The sequence below is a fragment of the Pedobacter sp. KBW06 genome (genome assembly GCF_003852525.1).
Classification (GTDB): domain Bacteria; phylum Bacteroidota; class Bacteroidia; order Sphingobacteriales; family Sphingobacteriaceae; genus Pedobacter.
In genome coordinates, this window is sequence record NZ_QAJL01000003.1 from 788,924 (window position 1) to 814,528 (window position 25,605).

21 protein-coding genes are annotated in these 25,605 nt (G+C 44.6%); 12 read left to right on the forward strand and 9 right to left on the reverse strand.

Translation table 11 applies throughout. The features are described 5' to 3' along the window. From DBR43_RS18120 to DBR43_RS18145, 6 genes are all read right to left on the reverse strand, one after another. Positions 1 to 405: an HYC_CC_PP family protein gene (locus DBR43_RS18120; RefSeq protein WP_124583326.1), complete on the reverse strand. Its 405-nt coding sequence runs from the start codon at positions 403 to 405 to the stop codon at positions 1 to 3. Positions 406 to 479: 74 nt separating this feature from the next. Then, positions 480 to 1,439, reverse strand: a complete 960-nt coding sequence (locus tag DBR43_RS18125) for a quinone oxidoreductase family protein (RefSeq protein ID WP_124583328.1) — start codon at positions 1,437 to 1,439, stop codon at positions 480 to 482. Positions 1,440 to 1,504: 65 nt separating this feature from the next. After that, on the reverse strand, positions 1,505 to 2,068 hold the full coding sequence (locus DBR43_RS18130; RefSeq protein ID WP_124583330.1) for a helix-turn-helix domain-containing protein: 564 nt from the start codon (positions 2,066 to 2,068) through the stop codon (positions 1,505 to 1,507). 86 nt (positions 2,069 to 2,154) lie between these two features. Next, a complete protein-coding gene (locus tag DBR43_RS18135; RefSeq protein ID WP_124583332.1) occupies positions 2,155 to 2,457 on the reverse strand; it encodes a hypothetical protein in 303 nt (100 codons plus the stop codon). Between the two features lie 242 nt (positions 2,458 to 2,699). Further along, positions 2,700 to 2,912 carry a heavy-metal-associated domain-containing protein gene (locus tag DBR43_RS18140; protein ID WP_124583334.1) on the reverse strand — a complete coding sequence of 71 codons (213 nt, stop codon included), beginning with the start codon at positions 2,910 to 2,912 and terminating at the stop codon, positions 2,700 to 2,702. A gap of 29 nt (positions 2,913 to 2,941) precedes the next feature. Beyond that, positions 2,942 to 5,170 carry a heavy metal translocating P-type ATPase gene (locus tag DBR43_RS18145; protein ID WP_124583336.1) on the reverse strand — a complete coding sequence of 743 codons (2,229 nt, stop codon included), beginning with the start codon at positions 5,168 to 5,170 and terminating at the stop codon, positions 2,942 to 2,944. 440 nt (positions 5,171 to 5,610) lie between these two features. Between DBR43_RS18145 and DBR43_RS18150 the strand changes: the two genes are divergently transcribed. The 12 genes from DBR43_RS18150 to DBR43_RS18205 all read left to right on the forward strand — a co-directional run bounded on the left by DBR43_RS18150 (position 5,611) and on the right by DBR43_RS18205 (position 21,574). Continuing rightward, complete coding sequence (locus DBR43_RS18150) at positions 5,611 to 5,859, forward strand: hypothetical protein (RefSeq protein ID WP_124583338.1); 249 nt, start codon at positions 5,611 to 5,613, stop codon at positions 5,857 to 5,859. A 133-nt stretch (positions 5,860 to 5,992) separates the two neighbouring features. Continuing rightward, positions 5,993 to 6,730 carry a FadR/GntR family transcriptional regulator gene (locus DBR43_RS18155; protein WP_124583340.1) on the forward strand — a complete coding sequence of 246 codons (738 nt, stop codon included), beginning with the start codon at positions 5,993 to 5,995 and terminating at the stop codon, positions 6,728 to 6,730. 58 nt (positions 6,731 to 6,788) lie between these two features. Then, a complete protein-coding gene (locus tag DBR43_RS18160) occupies positions 6,789 to 8,924 on the forward strand; it encodes a heparinase II/III family protein (protein WP_124583342.1) in 2,136 nt (711 codons plus the stop codon). A gap of 5 nt (positions 8,925 to 8,929) precedes the next feature. Further along, positions 8,930 to 9,265 (forward strand): cupin domain-containing protein, encoded by a 336-nt coding sequence (locus tag DBR43_RS18165; protein ID WP_124583345.1) that lies wholly within the window; start codon positions 8,930 to 8,932, stop codon positions 9,263 to 9,265. A 17-nt stretch (positions 9,266 to 9,282) separates the two neighbouring features. Continuing rightward, positions 9,283 to 10,164: an alpha/beta hydrolase gene (locus DBR43_RS18170; RefSeq protein ID WP_124583347.1), complete on the forward strand. Its 882-nt coding sequence runs from the start codon at positions 9,283 to 9,285 to the stop codon at positions 10,162 to 10,164. Continuing rightward, complete coding sequence (locus DBR43_RS18175; protein WP_124583349.1) at positions 10,161 to 11,447, forward strand: MFS transporter; 1,287 nt, start codon at positions 10,161 to 10,163, stop codon at positions 11,445 to 11,447. Before DBR43_RS18170 ends, DBR43_RS18175 begins: the two co-directional genes overlap by 4 nt. Positions 11,448 to 11,457: 10 nt before the next feature. Continuing rightward, entirely contained in the window at positions 11,458 to 12,210 is a 753-nt protein-coding gene (locus DBR43_RS18180) for an SDR family NAD(P)-dependent oxidoreductase (RefSeq protein ID WP_124583351.1), read from the forward strand. A 142-nt stretch (positions 12,211 to 12,352) separates the two neighbouring features. After that, complete coding sequence (locus tag DBR43_RS18185) at positions 12,353 to 15,556, forward strand: SusC/RagA family TonB-linked outer membrane protein (protein WP_124583353.1); 3,204 nt, start codon at positions 12,353 to 12,355, stop codon at positions 15,554 to 15,556. Positions 15,557 to 15,582: 26 nt separating this feature from the next. After that, a complete protein-coding gene (locus tag DBR43_RS18190; RefSeq protein ID WP_124583355.1) occupies positions 15,583 to 17,163 on the forward strand; it encodes a RagB/SusD family nutrient uptake outer membrane protein in 1,581 nt (526 codons plus the stop codon). A gap of 15 nt (positions 17,164 to 17,178) precedes the next feature. After that, positions 17,179 to 18,462 carry a hypothetical protein gene (locus DBR43_RS18195; protein WP_124583357.1) on the forward strand — a complete coding sequence of 428 codons (1,284 nt, stop codon included), beginning with the start codon at positions 17,179 to 17,181 and terminating at the stop codon, positions 18,460 to 18,462. Positions 18,463 to 18,465: 3 nt separating this feature from the next. Further along, positions 18,466 to 20,853 carry a chondroitinase-B domain-containing protein gene (locus DBR43_RS18200; RefSeq protein WP_124583359.1) on the forward strand — a complete coding sequence of 796 codons (2,388 nt, stop codon included), beginning with the start codon at positions 18,466 to 18,468 and terminating at the stop codon, positions 20,851 to 20,853. Further along, the gene (locus DBR43_RS18205) at positions 20,840 to 21,574 is read left to right on the forward strand and encodes a polysaccharide lyase family 7 protein (protein WP_233603030.1); all 735 of its coding nucleotides are present in this window, start codon (positions 20,840 to 20,842) and stop codon (positions 21,572 to 21,574) included. The genes DBR43_RS18200 and DBR43_RS18205 overlap by 14 nt, the downstream gene beginning before the upstream one ends. A gap of 40 nt (positions 21,575 to 21,614) precedes the next feature. Here DBR43_RS18205 and DBR43_RS18210 read toward each other — a convergent pair whose 3' ends face one another. From DBR43_RS18210 to DBR43_RS18220, 3 genes are all read right to left on the reverse strand, one after another. Further along, complete coding sequence (locus DBR43_RS18210; protein WP_124583364.1) at positions 21,615 to 22,607, reverse strand: aspartyl protease family protein; 993 nt, start codon at positions 22,605 to 22,607, stop codon at positions 21,615 to 21,617. Between the two features lie 2 nt (positions 22,608 to 22,609). Continuing rightward, positions 22,610 to 23,875 (reverse strand): thioredoxin family protein, encoded by a 1,266-nt coding sequence (locus tag DBR43_RS18215; RefSeq protein ID WP_124583365.1) that lies wholly within the window; start codon positions 23,873 to 23,875, stop codon positions 22,610 to 22,612. Positions 23,876 to 24,101: 226 nt separating this feature from the next. Beyond that, on the reverse strand, positions 24,102 to 25,595 hold the full coding sequence (locus DBR43_RS18220) for a PKD-like family lipoprotein (RefSeq protein ID WP_124583367.1): 1,494 nt from the start codon (positions 25,593 to 25,595) through the stop codon (positions 24,102 to 24,104). Positions 25,596 to 25,605: the final 10 nt, after the last annotated feature.

The window sequence follows — 25,605 nt, forward strand, 5'->3', positions numbered from 1 at the left end:
TTATATTCTGTAGGTACAGTTTTTCAGGAAGACGGGAATTTTATTGCCCTCAGGAGGTGCATTACTCAATGCTTCCCTGGTAATTTTGATCGGAACCTGGGGTTGGTAATTGATGAATAAGGCAGGCAAAATCACCGCAGATAAGGCCGCGTTAAACTCATAAACCGGAATATTGGTTTTCTGAGATTTGTCTACTTTGGGCTGTTGTTTTTCATCCTCACAGCAGGATTTCGCCTTGGATTTTGGCGTTCCTTTAGGCATTCCGCAAAGACCACAGTTGCCTTTATCCGGCTGATCTAAACCCCAGCTCACCAACTCCCCCATGCAATAATGGAAGTGCAGCGTCGCCCCACTGGAAACACCCAGATAGAAGACAGCAAGTATGGTTAACAGAGTTCTTTTCATTTAAGGTTCAAAGTTTGAAAATTAACGGCTTATATTTTTATATAATTATGGGATTATTTTATAAAATTCTGAGCTCAGGGAATCAAAATGATCTTTCCTGTACTCTTTCTGCTCTCCAGGAAATCATGGGCAGCTTTGCCATCAGAAAGTTTAAAGGCAGTCGGCTCCGGCAAAACGATTTGTTTGGTCCTGATCCATTCGAACAGCTGTCCGGCTCTTTTTATACGTTCCGTTCTGGAAGTCAGATAGCTCCACAGGTCTCCGCCGGTAAGTGTTTTAGAACCGTCCATCAGCATTCTCGGGTCGACAAAAGCAGGATCACCTCCACTCATTCCAAAAAACACGACCTGTCCGCATTCTTTTGTGACTTCAAAGCTATCAGACAAGGTACTGCCGATACTGTCATAGACCACATCCACCGCTCCTACTGCCCCGTTCAGCACTTGTGCCTTCCAGTCATCCCCATATAAATAGACCTGATCCGCACCATTCTGAATGGCAATTTCGGCCTTCTCCCGGGAAGAAGTCAAACCAATCACGGTGGCTCCGGAAATCCTGGCAATCTGCGTGAGCAATTGTCCTACTCCTCCTGCTACTGCATGGATCAGCACCTTTTCTCCTGCTTTTACCAGATGACTGTCGCTCGCCAGGTATTGTGCAGTAAGGCCTTGCAAGAGTACCGCAGCGGCAGTTTCAAAATCAATATCGTCAGGAAGCGGGAGTGCATGACTGACCGGCAGCGCCACATATTCTGCATTGGCAAAAGGGACATCAGCAAAAGCCACCCGATCGCCGGCTTTAAATTCCGGATGTCCGTTGGCATCAATCACCATACCGGCCCCTTCATAACCGGCAATAAACGGAGGTTGCCCTTTCAGGTGATAATTTCCTTTTCTGCGATAGATATCGGCAAAATTTAAGCCTATGGCTTTCATCTGAACCAATAACTCTCCTTCCTTCAAAACCGGATTGGGAACCTCTATGTATTCCAATACTTCGGAGCCGCCAAAGCTGGAAAATGTTAATGCCTTCATATTAACTTTTAATGTGATCAGTTGATAGCCATGAAGGTAATCATCTCTTTTCTTAAAATATCTTTTTAAATTTTGTCGATCGCCATTCGTCCCGGGCTTCCTGCAGACTTAAACTTACTCGGGGAAAGTCCCGTAATGGCTTTGAATTGAGCAGAGAGGTGTGAACTGCTGCTATAGCCCATTTTCACAGAAATCTCATTGAGGTTCAATTCTCCATATCCGATCAGCTCCTTCACTTTTTCAATTTTCTGATAGATGATAAACTTTTCTATGGTCAGTCCTTCTGAATCAGAAAACAGGCGGCTGAGGTAGGTATAATCCCTGTTTACGCCAGAGGCGATCATACTGACCATGCTTTGATCGAGATTGGCGAGGTCAGAATGGTGAACCAGCTCAATGATGACATTTTTTACCCGCTCTACGAGCTGATCTTTTTCTTTATCGATCAGTTCAAAGCCCAGCAATTTCAAGGAGGCCCCGATATTTTCCAGCTGTGTTCCTTCCGGATCGGGATGAATCTGTACCGTTCCCAGGGTTATGTCAGAAACCAGAAAATTTAGTTTTTCCATTTGTTCGCGTACCGCAACGATGCAACGGCCGCAAACCATATTTTTTACGTGTAATAACATGAGTATTCAAGCTTGATTAAAAGTTCAATTTCAGATGATGGCAGCAGCGCGCAAATGGCCTCAGCTCCCTGAAAATCAGACTTGAATCAAATCAGCAATACCCTGTTTGAAATGTAAAGCGGTGTTTTTACATAGAGTGGCGGACCGGTGTCCAGCTGCCATTTTTTAGCATTGATCAGCTTTTCTGAAAGGATTAAACCGGGAAAAGAATCCTGAATAGGGCTAAGCAAAATACTGGGCGCAGTTAATTCTACGGATGCCGTTCTTTTGATGTTTTCTTTGATCACATATTCCCCATGCTCGTCACAGCATTTGCAATCTTTATCCTGAGCACAGGATTTGCCATGTGCACCTGATTTTGCGTGATGCCCTGCGGTGTTTTCCGACATAGCATGAGCTGTCTTTTTTTGAACAAATAAAGATTGACCAGAACAATGGAGCATGCACACAAACAGACCTGTGGTTAACATCAGGTAAAATGCGGCAAAACTTAAAGCTCCAATTCTTTTCATTTTAGGAATAACAAATGGCTATTGTGTTCCCTGCAAAGATGGGAAATAAATCAGGAGAAACCTGAAGTTCAGGTTTCTCCATGTAAATTTACGACATTATACAACTAATTGTCAATGGTTTATATTTTCTCAGATGCATACCCGGCTTTGCTCAAAGTATCTTTAATCACCTGAGCATCCAATGATTCGTCCCCTTCTACGGTAAGGATTTTGTCCGGACTGGTGGTATCCACTTCCCATTTAGAGATTGCCGACAGGTTGTTTAAATGCGGGGTAACGGTTGCGATACAGCCTTCACATTTGATAGTAGTTTTGAATTTTAACGTTTCCATTTGAATTATTTAATTATGATTGATATTGATTAACTTAATTTTGAGAGTTTTAACCTCAGGCTGTTTCCCACTACAGATACAGAACTCAAAGCCATGGCAGCCCCTGCGATCATCGGGTTTAAAAGGAACCCATTGAAAGGATAAAGCAGACCTGCAGCAATAGGAATACCGATCAGGTTATAGATAAATGCCCAGAACAGGTTCTGACGAATCGTACGTACCGTAAGCTTGGAGAGCCTTAATGCTTTAGGCACCTGTTGCAGGTCTGAAGAAACCAGGGTGATTTTAGCCACATCGATGGCAATATCAGAGCCTTTCCCCATGGCGATTGAAACGTCTGCCTGGGCTAAAGCCTGACTGTCATTGATTCCATCACCTACCATGGCTACTACTTTCCCCTGTGCCTGCAATTCCTTTACAAAATCTGCTTTGTCTGAAGGTAAAACTTCGGCTTTAAAATGGTCAATTCCGGCCTGTTTAGCTACAGAAGCCGCAGTCTGCTGGTTATCGCCGGTAAGCATATATACGGTTATCCCCTGATCTTTTAGCGCTGCAACCGCTTTTGCCGAACCAGCTTTGATCTGATCCGCGATGGCAACAATCGCCAGTACCTGTGTCGCATTGGCCAGGTAAATCACCGTTTGTGCCTGTTCCTGCAAAGCGAGGACTTTACTTTCTATTTCTTTAGCAACGGCAATCTTTTGCTCTTTTAAAATTTTGTGGCTTCCTGCCCAGTATTTATTGCCATTGAATACCCCTTCTACTCCTTTACCGGTTAAGCTTTCAAAATCACTGATCAGTGCTGGTTTTACACCCGCTTCTTTTAAGTGGTTTACAATCGCTTCGGCAAGCGGATGCTCGGAAGCATACTCCAGCGCCATCAGGATTTCCGACAACTGCGCTTTTTCTTCAGGCAGGTTTGCAGCCCATTCTACTGCAGTTACTTCTGGTTTTCCTGCCGTGATCGTACCTGTTTTATCCAGGATCACTGCATTTACTTTATATCCAAGCTCCAGGGCTTCCGCATCTTTGATCAGGATTCCGCTTTCGGCACCCTTCCCTATTCCCACCATAATGGCTGTAGGTGTTGCCAGTCCTAACGCACAAGGACAGGCAATCACGAGTACAGTCACCATTGCTAAAAGACCATGGGTAAAGGCATGTTCTCCTCCAAAAACCAACCATGCTCCTAAAGTTAAAACGGCAATCAGCATGACTATAGGAACAAAAATCCCTGCAATCTTATCCACCAGTTTTTGTACAGGTGCTTTCGAGCCCTGTGCATCCTGAACCAGTTTGATGATCTGGGCAAGCATGGTTTCCCCGCCTACCTTTTCTGCTTTAAAGCGGAAGGTTCCTTTTTGATTGATCGTTCCGGCGAAGACCTTATCGCCCTCCGTTTTCGAGACGGCCACAGGTTCCCCGGTAATCATACTTTCGTCCACAAATGAACTGCCTGAGTACACCACGCCATCTACAGGAATCTTTTCTCCCGAACGGACCATCAGCCGATCTCCGATATGTACATCTGATACCGGAATTTCCTTTTCGCCATCTTCCGTAACGAGATATACGGTTTTCGGCTGTAAGCCAATCAGTTTTTTAATGGCGGAAGAAGTATTCGATTTTGCTTTTTCTTCAAGCAGTTTTCCCAGCATGATGAAAACAATCACCACTGCAGCGGCTTCAAAGTATACATGAGGATGGAGTCCTCTGGAATGCCAGAATTCCGGATAAAAGGTATTGAATACACTAAAAATATAGGCAATCCCGGTACTTAGGGCCACCAGTGTATCCATATTGGCTTTCCCGTGCTGTGCCTGTTTCCAGGCATTGATGAAGAAGTTCCGTCCAAAAATAAAAAGGATTGGTGTGGTCAATGCCAGCATATAATAGTTACCGTTGGGCATGTCCATGAAGAACATTCCGATCATGACCACCGGCAATGCCAGGATGGAAGAAGCAATCATTCTCTTTTTTAAAGATTCATAATTGTTCTTTTGTAGTTCTTCCTGTTTTTCTTTTGCCCCTTCGCTTTCCAGAATCAGGTCATAGCCGATAGACTGTACCACCTTCTGAAAGGCAGCAGGCTGTATCTGATCAGGGTGAAAAGTTACTTTTACAGATTGGGTGGCATAATTCACTTCTGCATGATCCACCCCTTCCTGCGCGCCAATCATCGATTGGACGCTCGTGGCACAGGAGGCACAAGTCATTCCTAAAACGGGCAAGGTAAGGGTTTCTATATTTTCTTTCATCACGTATCTTGTTTAGATTCTAAGACAAAGGTACCTCCCCCGATGGGGAACTATTTTATATCATTTCGGGAAAGATTTACATAATATCAGCGAAGCCAATAAAAGAACCGCCAGTATTGTCCTTCGACTACAACAGTTAACTGGAACGTCCCATGGACGCCCCGGAGATGTGTCAGGAACGTCAAATCGCAGGCCTGGACGTTCCTGGTACGTTCCAGAGACGTTCCTGGTACGTTCCAGTTAACTGTTGTAGTCGAACAAGGGACGAAGGAGGACCGACCACTGTTAGCCCCATTCAAAGCAAATCCGGTAAAAACAACGTTACATACCCACAGGTAACAAACTGATAATTAATCAAATCGCCAAACATTTTTGAGGCTTCAATGGTTTATTAATTGCGCTTTCTGATTGAAATTCTGTTAGTTCTAATTATCAAGTCAATGACAAAGATCAATATGTGTTTTGAGCACCAGGTTGCAGTAAAAGCTTTCTTTGTTAACAGAGATAAAATAAAGGATCCTGCAATCATAAAGTACCTCAGGAGTGATCCTGATGGCATTTTGGAAATTCCATTAGATGGAATAAAAAAGGGAAAATGGAAGATGACCCTGGAATGGAATTATGAAGAAAAAGACTATTCCCTGGTGAAGAACATCGTCATACCTGTCCCCGAAAAGTCCGAACTTTAGCCAGACCTGCAACCGCCCGCCTTTAATCCGGCCAGCAAAACCCCTCCTTTCCCCAGGGCTTCAAATAATTTTTGATTAATGATTTTATTTTATAGATTTGGTAAACCAATAATTGGTAAACCAAATATATCGTATGAAATCATTTATAGAAACGATCAGATCTATAGAGGTGGAGACTCCCGTAGATAAAATCATCGGGCAGCTGAAACAACTCATTACTTCCGGACAACTTCAGCCCGGAGATCGCCTTCCTGCCGAAAGACTGCTTGCAGAGAAGTTTGGTGTAGGCCGCAGTTATGTTCGTGAAGCCATCTTAAAACTCGAGTTCTACGGACTCCTGAAAACCAATCCCCAAAGTGGCACTTATGTTTCCGGTTTAAGCATCAAAGTTCTGGACAGCATCATTACTGACATTATAAAATTCAATAAAGAAGATTTTAACGCACTTCTGGAAGCCAGGTATTACCTCGAGCTGGATGCCGTAAAGCTTGCCGCAGAGCGAAGAACAGCTCAGGACCTGATTAACCTGAACGAGGCATTGCTGGATTATGAAGCCAAAGTAAATGCCAGTCAGAATGCGGTGGAAGAAGACATGATCTTTCACATCTGCATTGCGAAGGCTTCCAAGAATTCGGTCATAGAATCGATGATCCTCATTCTGATTCCTGACCTGATCAAAAGCATTGTAGAAAATAAGATCTGTGGAGATAACCGTGGCATTCTCGCCATTGAAGAACACCGGAAAATATTAAAAGCAATACAGGACCAGGATATTGATGCTGCAGAGAATGCAGTTGCAGCACATTTAAATGATATGTTCCAGATTAGTAAAGCGGGATTTGCCGCACAAAAAATTGTACATGGTAACTAAATAAAGACGCCCTCAAAAAATGGCATAAGCCCTAAATTTTAATCTTCTTAAAATCGTTATGAACTACTTAAAAAAGTGGGTATGGGGCGCTATTTGCCTTTTTTTAACCCTTCCTTCCTTCTCGCAGGAGCATCCATCCATCATGCTCAGCAAGCAAAATACAGAAGCGCTAAGAAAAGGTGTACAGACCTATCCCCTGCTTAAAAAGTCCTGGAAGAAGGTAAAATCCGATGCCGACAAAGCCATCCTGGAATCCATTGAGGTGCCTGTGCCTAAGGATGCCGGAGGTGGACGGAGCCATGAGCAGCATAAAAAGAACTATATCAGTATGCTGAATTGCGGAATTGCCTACCAGATTTCAGGTGAAAAAAAATATGCTGCTTATATCGAGCAGATGTTGTTAAAATATGCCGCGGAGTACCAAAAATGGCCCTTACACCCCAAACGAAAAGAAGGCCACCAGGGCGGAAGGATTTTCTGGCAAAGCCTCAATGACTTTGTCTGGCAGGTGTACACCATACAGGCCTACGACCTCGCCCATGATGCCATCTCTGCAGGTAACAGAAAAACCATAGAATCCGGTTTATTTGAGCCTATCCTCAAGTTTTTCACGGTAGATTGTGCAGAAACCTTCAACAAAATCCATAACCATGCCACCTGGGACGTGGCCGCAGTAGGAATGACCGGATACGTCATCAATAAACCGGACTATGTGCAGATGGCTTTGAAAGGTTCTGCAAAAGACGGAAAAACAGGTTACCTCGCACAAATTGACCAGCTCTTCTCTCCCGACGGATACTATACTGAAGGACCTTATTACCAGAGATATGCACTTCTTCCTTTCGTCATCTTTGCTAAAACCATCAATAACTATCAGCCGGAATTAAAAATATTTCAGTATCGCGACCAGCTACTCTCCAAAGCCATTCAGACTTCATTACAACTGACCTATACTGATGGAACCTTCTTCCCCATAAACGACGCCGTCAAAGGTAAAACCTACGAATCTTCGGAGCTCGTATATGGGGTAGACATTGCCTATGCGGATATTAAAGCCTCAGCCGAACTTTTAGACATTGCAGAGAAACAAGGCGAAGTGGTGGTTTCCGATGCAGGGTTAAAAATTGCCAAAGACCTTAGCGAAGGAAAATCCAAACCATTTGTCTACCAAAGTCAGCTGATCAAAGACGGTGCTTCCGGCAACGAAGGCGGCCTGGGAATCCTGAGGTCAGGCAGTAACGAAGACCAGCAGGCTGTGCTCATTAAAGCTGCTTCACAGGGAATGGGACACGGACATTTCGATCGTCTGAACCTTCTATATTACGATAATGGGGTCGAAGTATTTCCGGACTATGGCTCTGCAAGGTTCATCAACATCGAATCTAAAAAGGGTGGTGACTACCTTCCTGAAAACAAAACATGGGCAAAACAAACCATCGCCCACAATACCTTAACAGTTGACCAAACTTCCAATTTCAAGGCCAATGCAGACCTTGCCCAGCAAAGCTCAGGACAGGTCAGCTATTTTAAAGCCGATAAAGACCTGCAGGTCTTTAGTGCCAGAGAAAGCAATGCCTATCCCGGAGTGGAAATGAGCAGAACCACTGCTTTATTAAAAGTTAAAGAGCTTAAAAAACCTTTACTGATCGATATCTTTCGGGTAAATTCAGAAAAAGCACATCAATATGACCTTCCTTTTTGGTACAAGGGAAATCTGGTAGATGTTGCTCCAAAAATCAGGAACTATACCGATCAGCTAAAACCACTGGGCAGTAAATATGGATATGAACACCTCTGGTTAAATGCAGAACAGGCTGTTCCTGAAAAAAGCGGATACCTCAGCATCTTAAACAACAAACGCTTTTACACGGTTCATTTCGCAACAAATGCCCCTCTAAATTTAAAATTTGTCTCCCTTGGGGCCAATGATCCGGATTCCAATCTGCTGGAAAGCAAAGCCTTTCTGCTTTCTTCTTCCGACAGTAAAGATCAGCTCTTTTTCAGCATCACGGAAAGCCATGGACAAACCAATTCTGTGAGCGAAACCACTACCGGAGCCAACAGTATGATCAGCGATCTGAAGATCATTACAAGCGATCCGAATCAGGCTTCCTTTTCTTTTAAAGTCAAAGGAAAAACTTATCAGTACCAGATCAATTACAACAGCAAAGAAAACTTCATAAAAATTAACTAATCAATATGATACAGAGCAATTTATTTCAAATAGAAGAACAGGTGGAATGGCAGGACCTAAAGAACGGGGTCAAAAGACAAGTTTACGGGTACGACGATAAGATCATGTTGGTGAAAGCAAAATTTGAGGCGGAAGCCATCGGAGTCCTTCATGAACACCACCATTCGCAGGTAACCTATGTAGATAGCGGCGTGTTTGAAATGAGGATCGGTGAAGAGAAAAGAATCCTGAAAAAAGGAGATGGCTTTTACGCTCCTCCACATGAGATTCACGGTTGTGTATGCCTTGAGCCAGGGATCCTTATCGATGTGTTCTCCCCTCACCGTGAAGATTTCTTGTAAACCTAAAAACCATTCTAATGAAAAAACTCATGATACTCTGCGCTTTGCTATGGACCACGATCGGCCTTAGCGCACAAGACACTACTACCGTTAAAAAAGTACAATATCCTAAAGGCTTCAGCGAGCAGCTCAATGTTGTGTATACCAAAGTAAATGGCTGGGAAGGAAAACTGGATTTATACCTGCCTCCAACAGGAGGAACAGCTTCCCCTTTAATCATCAACATTCATGGCGGAGGCTGGAATAAAGGAACCAAAGAATCACAGGGCGGTTTCAGTGCCTTCTTTAAAAAAGGTTATGCGGTAGCCAATATTGAGTATCGCCTTACCGGAGCAGCAACTGCTCCTGCGGCGATAGAAGATACGCGCTGCGCTTTAATCTACTTGATCAGGAATGCGAAAACCTTAAATATTGATGTCAGTAAAATTGTCATCATGGGTGCCTCCGCTGGCGGACACCTGGCTTTAATGGGAGGTTTAATGGAAAACAATCCCCTTTTTGATGGCAATTGCAAAGGAACAGAAAACATCAAAGTAGCCGCCATTATTGATAAATATGGCATTACCGATGTCTGGGATTGGGGCTATGGCAAGTTAAAGACCAGCAAATCGGCAACCAGCTGGTTAGGTGCAAAAGCAACAGATAAAGACTTTGCCAAATCTGTATCTCCCCTTTATCAGGTGAAGAAAAGCAGTCCGCCTGTATTTATCGTGCATGGCGATGCCGATCCAACGGTTCCTTATGAGCAATCTGTTGCCCTGAAAGCAAAGCTCGACGAAATGGGGGTTAAAAATGAATTCATTACCGTAAAAGGTGGCTTACACGGAAAATTCCCTGCAGAAGAGAATGCAATGGTCAATGCCAAGATCATGGAATTCCTGAAAGGACTGGGACTATGAAGATCAAAGGATTACGGTGGTACATTGTAGCGCTGATTGCCCTGGCAACAGTGATCAACTATATCGACAGAAGTGCCATCAATATCATGTGGCCCTACATTTACAAGGAATTTGGGATTGCGGATGCCGACAATAAAAATGCGCTTGCACTGATCACGACCTTCTTTATGATCGCTTATGCTTTGGGTCAAACCTTTACCGGTAAACTCATGGATGCTGTAGGTACCCGACTGGGGATGACCATTTCGATCATCGGATGGAGCATCTCCATTGCCCTGCATTCTTTTGCAAGGTCGCTGATGTCTTTTAACATCTTCCGCTTTATGCTGGGTTTTTCCGAAGCGGGCAACTGGCCCGGAGCAACCAAGAGCAATGCAGAATGGTTTCCGGCAAAAGAAAGGGCCATTGCACAAGGGATCTTTGGCGCCGGTGCATCACTGGGATCGGTGGTTTCCGCCCCCATCATTGCTTTTCTGTACATCGTTTTCGGCTGGAAAATGACCTTCGTCCTCATTGCGGCCTTAGGTCTGATCTGGATCATCCCCTGGCTGATCATCAATAAGGCGGCTCCAGAAAAACATCCATGGCTGACAGAAAAAGAAAGAAACTATATCCTCGATACGGATCCGGAAAGCAACAGTTCTGTAGAAGTCGTGCCTGTACTGAGCTGGAGGGAATTGTTGAAATTCAGAAATACCTGGGGCATCATTATGGCCAGGTTCTTTATCGACCCGGTATGGTGGCTGTTTGTGACCTGGTTGCCCACCTTTCTGAAAGAACAGTTCCTGTTCGATATTAAACAGATCGGTGCCTTTACCTGGCTACCCTACCTGTTTGCCGCAATCGGCAGTCTGCTGGGTGGTTACCATTCTTCCTGGCAGGTGAAACGGGGAGTTGATGCGGTTAAAGCAAGAAAAAATTCTGTGGCACTGGGCTGCGGCATTATGCTGGTTTCCCTAATTGCCATTGTTTATCTGCTGGACGGACTGAAATCTACACCCGTCCTGGCCATGGTGCTGATTGGGACTACCCTTTTCGGTTTTCAATTCCTGATCGGCAACCTTCAAACTTTACCCAGCGACTATTTCAACGGGAAAAATGTGGGCACTGTTGCCGGCATGGGCGGTACCGCAGCAGTAGTGGGAACCCTGATCACCACCTGGGCAGTACCCGCAATGACGAAAACGAGTTACGTCTCTTTCTTCGTCCTGGCTGCAGTCCTGGTTCCCGTTACCTGGATCTGCATCAAATACATTACTTCTAAAAAAATCATTCATTCATAAATATTTTAATATGCGTTTAAAAAATAAAGTGGCAATTGTAACCGGTGGTTCAAGAGATATCGGAAGAGCTGTTTCCTTACAGCTGGCAGCAGAAGGGGCCAAAGTGGTGATCAATTACCTGAGCAACCTGGCCAATGCAGAAGAGACGTTAAATCTGATTAAAGAAAATGGCGGAGAAGCCATCATCGTAAAAGGTGATGTGACAAAATCTGCAGAGGTGACCCAACTGATCGAACAGGCAAGGACTGCCTTTGGCGGGGAAATCCACATTCTGGTAAATGTTGCCGGAGGAATGGTGGCCAGAAAACCAACCGCAGAACTGGATGAAGATTTCTGGGATGCAGTGATGGACCTCAACCTTAAAAGTGTGTATCTCGTGAGCAAAGCGACAATTCCTTACATGGGTTCCGGAGCTTCCATTATCAACTTATCTTCCCTTGCAGGAAGAGATGGCGGCGGACCAGGTGCAAGTGCTTATGCAACAGCTAAAGGTGGGGTAACGACCTATACCAGGGCACTGGCCAAGGAGCTTGGCCCGAAGAACATTCGCGTAAATGCAGTTTTACCAGGTATGATCGCAACCACTTTTCACGATACTTTCAGTAAACCTGAAGTGCGGGTAAATGTGGCCAATGCGACTTTACTGAAAAGAGAAGGACAAGCCTCAGAAGTGGCAGACCTGATTGTGTACCTGGCATCAGACCAGGCCACTTACATCACCGGAACAAATATAGACATCAATGGCGGTTTAAATTTTTCTTAAACCGGAAACACCATGCGGGAAGCTCCGGCTTCCCGTATTTAACCAATACTGGCTTTACACTGTTACAAAAAAGCTGCTTTCTACCGTAAATGGGGATTTTACCAAGTAGATACAACCTGAACCAAATATAAATTAACCAGATATGAATTTTAAAGTTTTGTTGCGAAGCATAGGGATTGTTATGCTCTCGTGTTTCCTGTTCGCAAACACAGGCTGGTCACAAAGCAAGGTAAAAGTACAAGGTGTGGTGAAATCCGCAACCGGCGAAACTTTACCAGGTGCATCTGTGACGGTGAAAGATACCAAACAAGGTGCCGTAACCGATAACAACGGAGCGTTTAGCATCACTGCCGAAACGGGAAAGCTATTGCTTTTCAATTTCCTGGGTTTTCAACCGCAGGCCTATGTTGTTAAAAAAGCAGAAAGCATCACCATAACCCTTCAGGAAATTCCAAATACGATGAACGAGGTCGTCGTGATCGGATATGGTACACAGAAAAAATCAGCAGTAACAGGTGCAGTCAGTAAATTGAAAAATGAAAACCTGGATGAAATCCCGACCGCCCGTCTGGACAATGCCCTGATCGGAAAAATTGCCGGAGTGACCATTCAGAATGTCAGTTCCGAATCCGGTGCAGAACCCATTGTCAGGGTTCGTGGGTTTAGCTCGATCAGTGCCGGCTCACAGCCCCTGGTTGTGGTAGATGGTTATCCGGTTCCGGATGGTTTATCCTTTGTCAACCCACAGGATGTGGAGTCTATAGAAGTATTAAAAGATGCTGCATCTGCAGCCATTTACGGTTCCAGGGCGGCCAACGGAGTCATCCTGATCACCACCAAAAGTGGAAATTCCGACAAGCCCAGGTATAGCCTGAAATCCTATTATGGTTTCAAGAAACCTTATGCGCTCAACCCGATCATGAGCATTACCGATTATACAAAAATGCTTTTTGCAGAAGCTGCCCTGAGGGAAAATGACCCGACGGTCCCTGCCAATTCAAAAAACCTGATCACGGGTCCGGAAAGAGCAGCTTATATCATCGAAGACCAGATTAGTGGCATCCCCACCGACTGGCAGCAGGAAGCCCTGCAAAGTGCAGGCATCAAAAATATTCAGCTGGGCATCTCCGGCGGTAAAAAAGACCTTCGGTATTACATTTCTGCCAGCGGGCAAAAAGATGAAGCCGTGCTTAAATACAGTGACAACAGCCGGATCAATGTGAAAGCGAAAGTCGATGGCGCATTGAGCAAGAAAGTCGATTTCAGCATCAATTTCAACCCTTCCTATATTAAAACACAAAGACCTGCAGTAAATTTCACGGATTATTTCAGGTTTGGCTCCTTCCTCCCGGTTCGTCACAATGACTTTACCGCAGCTTATGTGCGTCAGAACTCTCAATGGGCAAATATTCTTCCCGGAGATTTTGTACAGGCGCGGCATTTTAACGGATTGCAATATTCAGGAACCATGCCCGACGGAAGCAGCTGGACGAGTACCGGCCCGGTGGAACCTTTTGCCACGAGTAACAATACCCCGGTTTCCATCGCTGCACGTGAAACCCGCGACCAGCAAACCTACAGGATGCTTGGCGGAGGTGATGTCAGCATCAAATTCCTGCCAAACCTGATCTTTAAAAGCTCCATAGGCGGTTACTATTCCCAACAGGAAAACAATACCTTCACCAAATCCAGCGCCCGAAAAGATGGCGATGTGAACGAAGCGACCATATATACCAAAACCTATCTTGACCTCCTGCTGGAAAACACGCTGAACTATAACCTGACCAAAGGGAACCATAGCTTCAGCGGATTACTGGGCTTTACCACCCAGCAAACCCAGATTAAAGAATCAAACATGGTTGGAAGAAACTTCCCTACCGACAACTTTGAAACCCTGAATCAGGCTGCACAAATTGACCAGGCTTTAACCAATACTTTAAAAGACCGCATCGGCCTGATCTCTTACCTTGGCCGTTTCACTTACGATTACAAGAACAAATACCTGCTGGCAGTTAGTTTCAGGATGGATGGCAGTTCCTATTTCGCCGAAGGACAAAAATTCGGTTCCTTCCCTGCGGTATCTGCCGGATGGGGAATCGGAAAAGAAGAATTTATGAAAAATATTTCCTGGATCAGTAACATGAAAATCAGGGCCAGTTACGGGGCTACAGGAAACAATAAGATCCAGAGCTTTGCCTTCCAGAACCTGCTGTATCCGGGCAACTATTCTTTCGGAAGCGGCACAGGTTCCGTGAACCTTGGCCTTGCCCCCAACTCTGATGTACTGGCCAATCCGAACATCACCTGGGAACGGACCTTTGAATTCAATGCAGGCTTAGACCTCGGTTTTATGAAAGACCGATTCGGACTGACACTGGAATACTACAATTCCAATACCGATAAACTCCTTTACAAACGCTCTACACAATCTTTCAGCGGATCTTTTGAATATTTCGACAACTCGGGCAGGATCAAAAACCAGGGTCTGGAAATTGAACTCAGCTCCCACAACATTAAAAATGATCATTTTCAATGGTCAACCTCTTTGAACTTTTCTGCCAACAGGAACAAATTACTGGAACTTGGCGGCGAGCCCTTTCAATACAATTACGGGGAAAGGAATGAGATCTATGCCGCCATTGTCGGACAACCGGCGATTCAGTTTTTCGGATATAAAACAAATGGGATCTGGACCTCACAGGCGCAGATTGATGAAGCAAAGGCAGGCGGACAAACTTCTACGCTGGCAAAATATTATGCACCCGGAGGTTTAAAATTTGTAGATGTAAATGGCGACAATAAGATTGACGTAAATGACCGTACCGCATTGGGAAGTCCTTTTCCGGATTTCACCTGGGGCATCAACAATACGTTCAAATACAAAGGTTTTGACCTCAACATCCTGATTCAGGGCGTTCAGGGTGTGAAGCTGATCAACGGAGATGCAAACTATAACGAATCCAGAAGGTACAATGAAAACTTCAACAAAAACAGGTGGATCAGTGCCGCAAATCCCGGCGACGGCAAAACCCCTTATTACACCAACGGAGAAAACTGGCTGTTAACAGACTATGTGATCGAAGATGGTTCTTACGCCGCCATCCGAAATGTAATTCTGGGCTATACCATCCCTTCAAAATTCACTAAAAAATTAGGAGTTACCGGAATCCGGGTGTACAGCTCCGCCGACAATTTACTCTACCTGATGGGAAAATCTTACCGGGGCATTAACCCGGAAGCCAGGGCCACTTCTTCGCAATATTCCTCTCCTCTTGTAGATGGATACCAACGCGGCGCATTCCCGATTTCCAGGACCTACACTTTTGGGATAGATGTTAACTTCTAATGATGAACCACCTAAGCATATTTAAAATGAAAAAGCTGACGCATATCGGAACAGGAATTTTACTGATCATGAGCACAATGGCTTGCAAAAAGATCATCAACATTGATCCCATTTCCAACATCGGGGTAAATGCCTTTTATAGAAATTATGAGGAAACCAAGGCAGGGTTAACCGGCTGTTATTACGGGTTACAAAAGCCGCTGGAATATGAATGGATGCTCAGCGACCTCAGAACGGACAATTCCAAACAAGGGGTAGCCAACAGTTCGGCAGCCATCAATTTCGAGTTCAATGAACTGGATATGTTTACGCTGAACTCGGCACATGATAAAGTTTACCAGTACTGGCTGCAGACGTACAAAAACATCAGGTCGGTCAATTATGTATTGAAGAGTCTTGGCGTCGGTTATACCGCCGGAAAAACTAGTCTGGGAGAAGGAACAGCAGTGATGAGCGCGGCACAGAAAAACCAGCTTGCAGGGGAAGCCCTGTTTTTACGTGCTTACCATTATTTTAACCTGGTCAGACTGTATGGCGATGTATTCCTGGTGACGGAGCCCGTAGATCCGGAACAATCAAAGAAAATTGCCAGGACACCTGTAGCAGCCTGTTATGAATTGATCATTGCAGATCTGACGGCCGCCAAAGACCTGCTTTCTCCGGCCCCCTATTCCCCGGCCAGCAATACCGAGGTGGGACGCGCCACTTCCTGGGCAGCAAAAGCGCTCCTGGCAAAAGTATACCTGACTACCAAACAACCTGGAGCAGCTCTCCCTTTACTCGATGAAGTGATCAGCAATAGCGGACATGCTTTACTGCCTTCCTTTGCAGATGTATTTTCCATCAACAACGAGATGAACAAAGAGATTGTTTTTGCCGTGAGGTTTAAAGCCGGTGGATTTGGCCTGGGCAACCTGATGGCCAATAACTTTGCGCCCACCTCCAGTGGAAGTGCGATCGTAAATGGTGATGGCAGCGGTTATAATTTCCCGACCAATGAATTGGACCTGGCCTATAAAACTCCTGCTACAGGAGCTACCGACAGCAGAAAGGCCGTTACCATGGCCAAATATTCTTCTAAATTATACGTCAAAAAATTCATCTCCCCGGTACTGGTCAAATTCGATGCAGAAAATGATTTCCCGGTCCTCCGCTTCTCAGATGTACTGCTGATGAAAGCAGAAGCTTTAGGCTTTGGAAATGCGGCGACCGTACTGATCAATCAGGTGAGGGAAAGAGCCGGAGCTGTGGACTATACCAGCGGCGATTTCAATACCGGATTCTACAAATATCCGCTGGATGGAAGTAACCCGAATGGGCTCACAGATGAGTCCCGCTTTTTATCGGCATTGCTGAACGAAAGAAGGTTTGAATTTGCATTTGAAAATCAGCGGTTCTTTGATCTTTTGAGAACCGGGCAGGCGATAAAAGTGATCAAAAATCATTATGCATTGGAGTTTGACTCGCATTATAAAGCCTACCGCCCGGCATTTACCCTTGCCGAATTACAGGCCAACCTGACCGAAGAAAAATTATTATTGCCCATTCCTCAGCGGGAACTGGATGCCAACGACCAGATAAAAATCATTCAAAACCCAGGGTACTAACCTTTAACCAAACTGATGATGAAGCATACTTTTTTAACCATTGCGCTTTTGACCGGCATTCTCTTTCAGGGCTGCAAAAAAGATAAAACAACAGGCAGCAGCCCGGACACAGTCAGCACCAAGGATTTCAGTTATAACATGGCGACCAGACAGATCAGCCCTGATACAGAAATTAACGGCGAACTAAACTCGCCGGCAGGAATCAAACTGATTTATTATTACCTCGTGCGAAACAACGTTCCTGACTCCCTGATCTATATCGGAACACCTCCCGGAGAAAGCAGAAATGCCTATAAATTCAATGTTCCTACCCTCAGTTTTGGAAACGCAAAAATGATCGCGGTCTCCGGCGTAAAAATGATGGTGAAACACCTGGACAATACCTCTTTTGAAAGTTTCATAAAGGTCAGCGCTTTTACACCTCCCCTTCCTAAATTGGAAAACACGCCTTTAAGCCTGCTTCCGGATAACAATGGTAAAATCAGCATTACTGCAAAGGCCAGTTCTGAAAACGGCCTGAAACTGATCGAGATCTATGATGATTATGAAGGGACATTTGCACTCGTATCCAAAATCGATCTGACACAGAATGAAAAGATATATGCACTGAATTACGACTATACCTATCGTAAAAACGCAGCGAAGCTAAAAGTAGTGGTTACAGATCATTTTGGATTAAAAGCCGAGGCCTTCATTACCATTCCATTGAGGTCCTATGCCTTGTATCAGGACCTGAGTATGATGGCCAACGGAACAGCTTCCGCCCCATCTTCAGGCAGCTTCTTTATCGGAGAAAGCGGTACCATTCTGGGCAGTTGTAACATCAGCGGACAGGAACAGAAAATGGATTTTGTAACCTATTGTTCCGGCACCACTCCCGTCTTCACCCTCTATAGCCCGGGAAATACGACCACCATTGCTAAAAATTATAAATGTGGCGCTTTAATCTGGGAGCCAAATGCAGCAGACCTCAAAGCAACCCGGTTCAGGGTATTGATCCCCGGAACCGCCGCCGCAGACAAAATCTATGCAGCCTATACCAGCAATAGTATTACCGATCTGGATGATAAATTCTTTGAAGGAATTCTCGTTCCAGGAAGCAGTACCGCCAAGTTCGATGCCCTGGTTACCAATCAGGCCGCCAATACCTTTAACCTGACGACTGCCTATCTCATCTGGATTCGCGTACCTAAAGCTGATGGCAGCTTTGTCAATCAGTTAATGAGGGCAAAAGAAGTCAGTATCGGGTCAACTCCTGCATTATCCACTATTAAGTTTGACATTTTAGTTTCCAAATAAGCCATGAAGACAATTAGTTTATCTTTTCTCCTGCTCTGCAGCGTCGGCGCTTTTTCTGGTCCGGAGAAAGCAGGGGCAGCTTCCCTCCGGGGAGGCACGACACTGCTGCAAGGCCAGAATCCCGTACTCGTGGAAAGTCCGGAAGCCTTAAACGCAGCGGTTGCGAAAGCAAATCCCGGCGCAGTCATTCTATTGAAAAATAAGGAATGGCACAATGCAGGACTCCGGCTTCAGGGAAAAGGAACCGCAACAAAACCAATCGTCATTATGCCGGAGACACCCGGTGGCGTCACCTTTACCGGCCAGTCATTTGTACAGCTGGGTGGTTCCTATCTGGTATTTAAAGATTTTCATTTCAGGAATGGTTTCAGTCCGAAAAGAGAAGTGATTTCCTTCCGCATCAGTAATGAGATCCTGGCCAACAATTGTCGGGTTACCGGAATTGTGATTGAGAATTACAGTCAGCCGGAAAGGTTTAAAGCCGACAGCTGGCTGACCTTATATGGCAAACACAACCGCATTGACCATTCTACTTTTGTCAATAAACTCAATTCCGGACCGCTTATTATTGCAGAGCTGGACGATGAACGCAGTCAGCAAAATGAGCACAGCATCGACAGCAATTATTTCAAAGGCCGTCAGCGTTTCGGTTCTAATGGCGGAGAGACGATCCGGATAGGTGTTTCCAGATATTCTTTAACCGCTTCCAGAACCAATATTGTCCGTAATTTTTTCGAAAGATGCAATGGAGAAGTAGAGATCGTGTCAATTAAATCGGGTGAAAATAACGTCAGCTTCAATACCTTTCTGGAATGTGAAGGCGGACTGGTATTGAGACATGGTTCAGGAAATGTGGTGGAAGGCAATTTTTTCATCGGGAACAACAAACCCTATACCGGAGGTGTCCGGGTAATTAACCCCAACCAAAAAGTCTTTAACAATGTATTTTCTGAGCTTCAGGGTACCAATTTCAGAGCTGCGCTTGCGGTATTGAACGGCGTCCCCAATTCATTGATCAACAGGTATTATCAGGTAAAAGACGCCCTGATTGAGCGCAATACTTTTATCCATAGTGCCAGCATTTTATTCGGGGCCGGTAAAGATGCCGAGCGCACACTTGCCCCTGAAAATGTGGCCTTTAAAAACAACCTGATCCTGAGTTCAGGACCGGAAATTTACAGCAATGCAAATACCGGAAAGGGAATCATCTTTTCCGAAAACGGACTGGATGATCATTTCGAAGGAGAGGTTCCCCCGGGATTCAAAAAGATAAAAACCAATACCATAAAGATTAATGGTTTTCAGCTGCCTTACGACAAAAACTATGGCGCTGATTTAAAGAAACTTCCTTTGATCAAAAAAGAAAATACCGGTGCTTCCTGGTACCGTCCTGAACAGGAAAAAACACACAGAAAGCCCATGAGCTTTCCCGTTAAAGCCAGCGAGAGCCATACTTTAGCAGCAATCCTTCAGCAAGCCATTCCGGGAGATACCATTGTCCTTAACGAACCTGCTTTGTACAAGATGCAGAAAGCACTTTTGGTAACGAAACCCCTCGTCATCATGGCGGCAAAAGGTTTGAAAAGCAGACCTGTTTTAGTCAACGCTTCTTATAAAGCCATGCCCGCTCTCATCAGTATTGAAAATGGAGCTGACCTTGCGGTAAAAGGCATTGCTTTCAAAGGAACCTATGAAAGTTTCTCCGCTGCTGATGCCGGAATCCGCTCTACAGACCTGCCCATGAACAGGCCTTACCGTTTGTTTATTGACGATTGTGAGTTTTACGACTATAATGAAAGTACGAATGCCGGTTTCAAAGCTTCAAAAAGCACATTGGCAGATAGTCTTGTGGTTACCAATTCCATATTCCATCACATGTCAGGTACGGGAATTGACCTCGCATCCGAGAAGGACGACAAAGGGATGTACAATGCAGAATATACGCTCATCAAAAACTGTACATTTACGAACCTGCTGGGTGCTGCCATCAATGTTTACCGTGGCGGGAATGATGAGAGTACTTTAGGGCCTTTTGTAACGATAGACCACTGTACTTTTAACGAGGTCGAAAACAGAGAGCAGGGAACGGTAGTCAGACTGATTGGTGCACAACAGGCTTCCCTGACCAACAGCAACTTTTCCCATTCCGGACAAGGCGGCCGGGCGATTCTCTTCCAGGAATACCGCTGGGACAAGATCCTGGTTGATTACTGCAACTTCTACGAATCGGGAAAGGTAGAGTCCTTTTATAATAAAGTCTCAGGCCCGCACATTTACCAGATTAAACCCAGCTATAAAAACCCGGAAAAATTAAACTTCGAATGGTCTGATGGAGCTCCTGCGGCTAACGATCAATCTCTTATTGGAATTACGAACTATGAACCTGAATAAATTCCTGCTGCTTGTAGCATTAAGCTCAGTAAAGCCAGCCCTTGCACAGCTGCCTTCAGAAATATTAACCCTGCAAAACTGGAAATTAAACGTTCCGGAAGGGATTAAAACACCTGGCAGATCTGATGAATATAAACAACCGGAGTTAAATACATACCAGCATCCGCAATGGTTTCATACCAATGCTTCCGGAGATGCGGTCGTATTTCGGGCCAATACCGGGGGAACAACCACCTCCGGCTCTGGTTATCCGAGATCGGAATTAAGAGAGATGACAAACGATGGAAAGAAAAATGCGTCCTGGTCTTCTTCAACAGGCACACATACCCTGTTTATTGACCAGCGCATCAGCCATCTTCCACTCGAAAAGCCGCACATTGTAGTTGGCCAGATTCACGATGACCAGGACGATGTAATTGTCTTCAGGTTAGAAAAAAACAAGCTATTTGTTAAAATGGGCGATGAAAAAGGCCCGGTACTGGAAGAGAATTACCAGCTGGGAACCCGGTTTACCGTGTCCTTCAAAGTGAGCAAAGACCAGACTGATTGTTATTACAATGGACAGCTCAGGTTCAGCTATCCTAAAGCATTTCGAAATGCCTATTTTAAAGCCGGGGCCTATGTACAATCTTCCTGTCAGGGGAAGAGGAAAGTAAAGGGAGAATCCTGTGAAGCCTATGGGGAAGTAGAAATTTATAAAGTCTCCCTAAACCATGAATAAACGAGGTTTGAAGCAGGGTTATGAACCCTGCTTCAAACCCTTATTTCTTTTGCTGCTGCAATACCGCAGCCATATCATAAAATTTCATGGTTTTGTCAGGATAGCTGATCTCCACAAAAAAGTATTTCAAAAACTGAAATCCCAGGATTCCGGAAATGTTCATTTTTTTATCGAAATCGGGCATTACATTCAGGCCCATTCCAATTTGTTCCATATTTAAGCCTCCGATCAGGAAACTTTTAAGCTTACCTCTGCGGACTTTCCCGCCATTGCCACTCCCCTCCGTCATGTTTACCGCTCCTGTTTCTGTCCAGATCGCAGCAATCTCCTTTTCAATGCCCTGATCAATAACATTATCTGTGGACCCGGTATCCATCACAAACTGATAAGCCTGATCTCCAATGTTCGCTTTTACCACCGGAAAACCATTCAGCAATTCAAAAGGAAGCTGAATAATGGGAAGGATATTTTTAATCAAAGGGGATTTAACCAGCTTCTTACTCAATTCCAGCTCCCTACTGGCAAAGTTCATCACCAAATGATATTCTTTAAAAAAAGAACTCCCGATCAGTCCCAGAACCTTATCTCCTGTTCCGGTTTTAAGCTGGCTCATGTTAAAGGCGGGAAGGCTTTGATTTTCCAGTTTCAGGTTCTCCCATTCCAGTTTTTCCAGCTTCACCTTTTCTATGGCCAGGGCTCCAGCCATTCCTTTCATTTGCAGGCCACTGGATTGGGATTTAAAGTATTCAGAATTGAGCAGGATAAAACCATTGCTTCCCGTATCTACCAGCAAAAGCCCTTTTTCTCCATTCACGACCACCTCGACAAACATTAAACCGCCCAGGAATTTAAAGCCCGATTTGATCTGTTCAGGTAATACCGGCGCTTTAAGCCCGGCCCCCTTCTGCACACTTTCTATTTCAGTTTTAAAAGAATGGAGGCGGTCATGAGCAGCAAATAACTCTGCTGACGATCCCAGCATGAGGGCTAGAAAAAGAATGTTGCGCATCCTTACATTTCTTGATAAATTCATATTTAATTGATCACAATTTTAGGGGTAATATTGGACGACAAAGTTCTCTTCAAAAACTCTTCAGGGCTGATATCCGGATAGTTGGGTTTATTTTTCCTCATGATTTCCAAGGCTTTAGCGGCATATTCCAAAGCCTTTACCGGCTCGGCATGATAACTGTATAGCTTACTCAGGGTCTGGTTCACTAAATAATCTGAACTCTGCCCGTAAGCAGATAAAACCGACAGCGCCAGCTTATTGTCTTCCTGACTGGCCCCTGTTCTTGCAATCAGGAGGGCCAGTTGTGCAGACTGCTGCATGTCTGGTTTTGAACCATGTTTTGCCAATACCTCTTTGGCTTTTAAACAGGCCTGATCTTCATCCAGCATTTTAAGGATGGATGCGGCATGAAAAGCGCTCAGAAATTCGGCGGTATCGGGTGCATAAAACTGTTTAAAATAAGCAGATAAACCGGCCTCATCAATGCGGTAGCTCTTCTGGTTATCTTTTCCCATCTCTATTTTCAGCGCTCTGGACATGATCTCCGCATCAATCACTTTCTTTAAGTAAGCCTTTGCTTTTTCATTGCCGATGGCGGCAGCCAGCTTCTCTTTATTCTTCAGGAGTTCCATGAAATACTTACTGCTGCTTCCCGTGGTCATAAACATCATCAGCTGAATGCTTTCTAAAGAGAACTTATCTTTTTGAAGGTTAAGAAAATCATCCGCAACAGCAGCAAGTCCTGAATCTCCGGCAGCAGCCAGTTTCTTAACATAGGCCTGTATAAATTCAGCAGACCTTTCACCTTTACTATACCTGTTTTTGAACGACAGCATTTGCTGAGCAGGGTCCAGTGCCTCTTTTCCTATAGCGATGAAATCAGCAGGTTTCAAACCTCCTCCGCCAGCTTTATGAATCAGGGTACCCTGTTCATCAAAAAACAGATAGCATGGATAAGAATTGATCTGATACGTTTTTTCAAACCTCTCCGCATCAGCATACTGCCCTTTTTTAAGAGCGTCGCCTTTTGGGGTTTTATCCATTTGTAATTTAAAGCTGATGAAATTGGCATTGAAAAAATCGCCCACTTCTTTCAGCGGAAAAACATCTTTGTCCATTTGTTTGCAAGGACCACACCAGGTGGTATAGCTGTCGACAAAAATGGCTTTCTTTTCTTTTTTGGCCTTCGCGAGGACATCTTTCCAGCCAGGCACATTTTCGAAGTTAATGCCCTGGGCATAAGTAAGGCCTGTGACCATGCTCAGGATCACTACAAGTATTCGTTTCATAAGGTTATAATTTGTGTGTGTTTAGGATGTACAAAAACCAGCCCCGAAGGAGGGGGAGCTCCCCCGGGGTAGTTTTTAAAGAAAGAGTAGTCTCAAAATGGATTCATCATTCCGGAAGGAGGCCCGCCGGACATAACTGAGTACCAACAGCCATGTTTATGCGACACCAAACACATAAAGCCTTTAAATGGCAAAATGATGAATTTTATTAATCTGACCACTCTTGTTATTTCCAGGGTATTGCTGGATTGAGTGTATTGTTTTTATACTTTACCTCAGTAATTTTTCCGAATTTTTCATACTTAGAAAAGTAGGTATCCCCTGTGAATGAACCTGTAGCGGCTACTTTAAAGAAGAAAACAGCACCTGAATTGCCTGTCTTGCTGTTTACCACTGCAAAAAGCTGTGTTCCGTTTGTCATCAACTGATCAATGGATACATTCGTTTGATCAAAAGTATAGACCATCCTGGCCACATCATTGGTAAAATCATAAGCGTAAATCTTATTTTCGGATGCATAATAGGTAAGTGGATTATTGGAAGCATTCACATAAGCTGTTGCTGTAGAAAAGCCGGGAGCAGTCACCTCTTTCACACTTTCGCAATAACTGGCCAGCGACCTGTAAAAACCAAATTTATAAACAAAGGTTTTCCCGGTCTGATTGTCTTTACAATAAGCCAAAGGCTTTAAAGTATTGAAATTTGCGGCACCGGGGCTTACCGTGGAAGCCATATTGTGGTCGAAAAGCAGACAGGATTTATTGCCTATATCTTCGATATCAAAAGCATCTGCCGGATTCTTGATAATGGATTGCATTTTCCCGGCAGACTTATTGAACTTCAAGAAGCGGTGATGGAGGTCATCGTATACAAAAACATAAGTACTCATGATCAATGATTTTGTAGCCTTATAATCACCAGAAGCCCGGTAACCGAACAACAGTGGCGGGGTGATCAGATTCGTGGTATGTACATTTCCGTTATTGATCATGTAATTGTTTGCGCCAAAAAAATCCTGGTAGATCAATGTTGGTGCATACGTACTTTGAGCATCAAAAAACCAGGCTTTAACATCCTGTAAGAAACCAAAGCTTGGCAATAACGTATAACCACCGCTTTTTCTAAAGACATATAGTAAACCACTGGCATTTGCGGCCGACTGGATCATGCTCATCCCGGTGGCTTCCCTGAGGCTGAAGGTATTGTTAGCGGAGAAAGCACCCCAAAAAATCTCAGGCTTGGTATTGTCCAGAATAACGTCGATGTCCTGAACACCTCCCTCTTTGTCATTCAGCACCAGAAATCCCTGTGAAGCTTTTGCTTTTACATTAAGCCCGTAGGTTCTGCTCCTGATGATGTCAGTTTTTACATCTTTCACTTCCAGAAGAACAGTGTAAAGCCCGATGGGTACCCGGACTACATACAACAGGTTTTTCAGTGAAGAGATCTTTTTGATGGTGGTATCCCCTACCCTTGCCAGTTGCGGAATCAGCTTCCAGCTGTACTCCAGATGCGCACTGTCTCCCGTAAACGTCACCTCCGGATTGATCTTCAGGCTATCGAGCTGAGAAAAGACGAAATTGTCCTGGTTGAACTCAGGCCCCTGGGTACTGAGCTGATCCACAGGCCTGAGGTCATAATTCCCTTTGTCCTTATAACAGGAAGAAAACAGGATTCCAATAAGGGAAAGCAATATAAGTGAGTAATGAAATCGTTTCATTTTTTTATCA

Coding starts and splice junctions, on each gene's coding strand:
- DBR43_RS18120 (WP_124583326.1), bottom strand. CDS start 405: ATGAAAAGAACTCTGTTAACCATACTTGCTGTCTTCTATCTGGGTGTT.
- DBR43_RS18125 (WP_124583328.1), bottom strand. CDS start 1,439: ATGAAGGCATTAACATTTTCCAGCTTTGGCGGCTCCGAAGTATTGGAA.
- DBR43_RS18130 (WP_124583330.1), bottom strand. CDS start 2,068: ATGTTATTACACGTAAAAAATATGGTTTGCGGCCGTTGCATCGTTGCG.
- DBR43_RS18135 (WP_124583332.1), bottom strand. CDS start 2,457: ATGTCGGAAAACACCGCAGGGCATCACGCAAAATCAGGTGCACATGGC.
- DBR43_RS18140 (WP_124583334.1), bottom strand. CDS start 2,912: ATGGAAACGTTAAAATTCAAAACTACTATCAAATGTGAAGGCTGTATC.
- DBR43_RS18145 (WP_124583336.1), bottom strand. CDS start 5,170: ATGAAAGAAAATATAGAAACCCTTACCTTGCCCGTTTTAGGAATGACT.
- DBR43_RS18150 (WP_124583338.1), top strand. CDS start 5,611: ATGACAAAGATCAATATGTGTTTTGAGCACCAGGTTGCAGTAAAAGCT.
- DBR43_RS18155 (WP_124583340.1), top strand. CDS start 5,993: ATGAAATCATTTATAGAAACGATCAGATCTATAGAGGTGGAGACTCCC.
- DBR43_RS18160 (WP_124583342.1), top strand. CDS start 6,789: ATGAACTACTTAAAAAAGTGGGTATGGGGCGCTATTTGCCTTTTTTTA.
- DBR43_RS18165 (WP_124583345.1), top strand. CDS start 8,930: ATGATACAGAGCAATTTATTTCAAATAGAAGAACAGGTGGAATGGCAG.
- DBR43_RS18170 (WP_124583347.1), top strand. CDS start 9,283: ATGAAAAAACTCATGATACTCTGCGCTTTGCTATGGACCACGATCGGC.
- DBR43_RS18175 (WP_124583349.1), top strand. CDS start 10,161: ATGAAGATCAAAGGATTACGGTGGTACATTGTAGCGCTGATTGCCCTG.
- DBR43_RS18180 (WP_124583351.1), top strand. CDS start 11,458: ATGCGTTTAAAAAATAAAGTGGCAATTGTAACCGGTGGTTCAAGAGAT.
- DBR43_RS18185 (WP_124583353.1), top strand. CDS start 12,353: ATGAATTTTAAAGTTTTGTTGCGAAGCATAGGGATTGTTATGCTCTCG.
- DBR43_RS18190 (WP_124583355.1), top strand. CDS start 15,583: ATGAAAAAGCTGACGCATATCGGAACAGGAATTTTACTGATCATGAGC.
- DBR43_RS18195 (WP_124583357.1), top strand. CDS start 17,179: ATGATGAAGCATACTTTTTTAACCATTGCGCTTTTGACCGGCATTCTC.
- DBR43_RS18200 (WP_124583359.1), top strand. CDS start 18,466: ATGAAGACAATTAGTTTATCTTTTCTCCTGCTCTGCAGCGTCGGCGCT.
- DBR43_RS18205 (WP_233603030.1), top strand. CDS start 20,840: ATGAACCTGAATAAATTCCTGCTGCTTGTAGCATTAAGCTCAGTAAAG.
- DBR43_RS18210 (WP_124583364.1), bottom strand. CDS start 22,607: ATGAATTTATCAAGAAATGTAAGGATGCGCAACATTCTTTTTCTAGCC.
- DBR43_RS18215 (WP_124583365.1), bottom strand. CDS start 23,875: ATGAAACGAATACTTGTAGTGATCCTGAGCATGGTCACAGGCCTTACT.
- DBR43_RS18220 (WP_124583367.1), bottom strand. CDS start 25,595: ATGAAACGATTTCATTACTCACTTATATTGCTTTCCCTTATTGGAATC.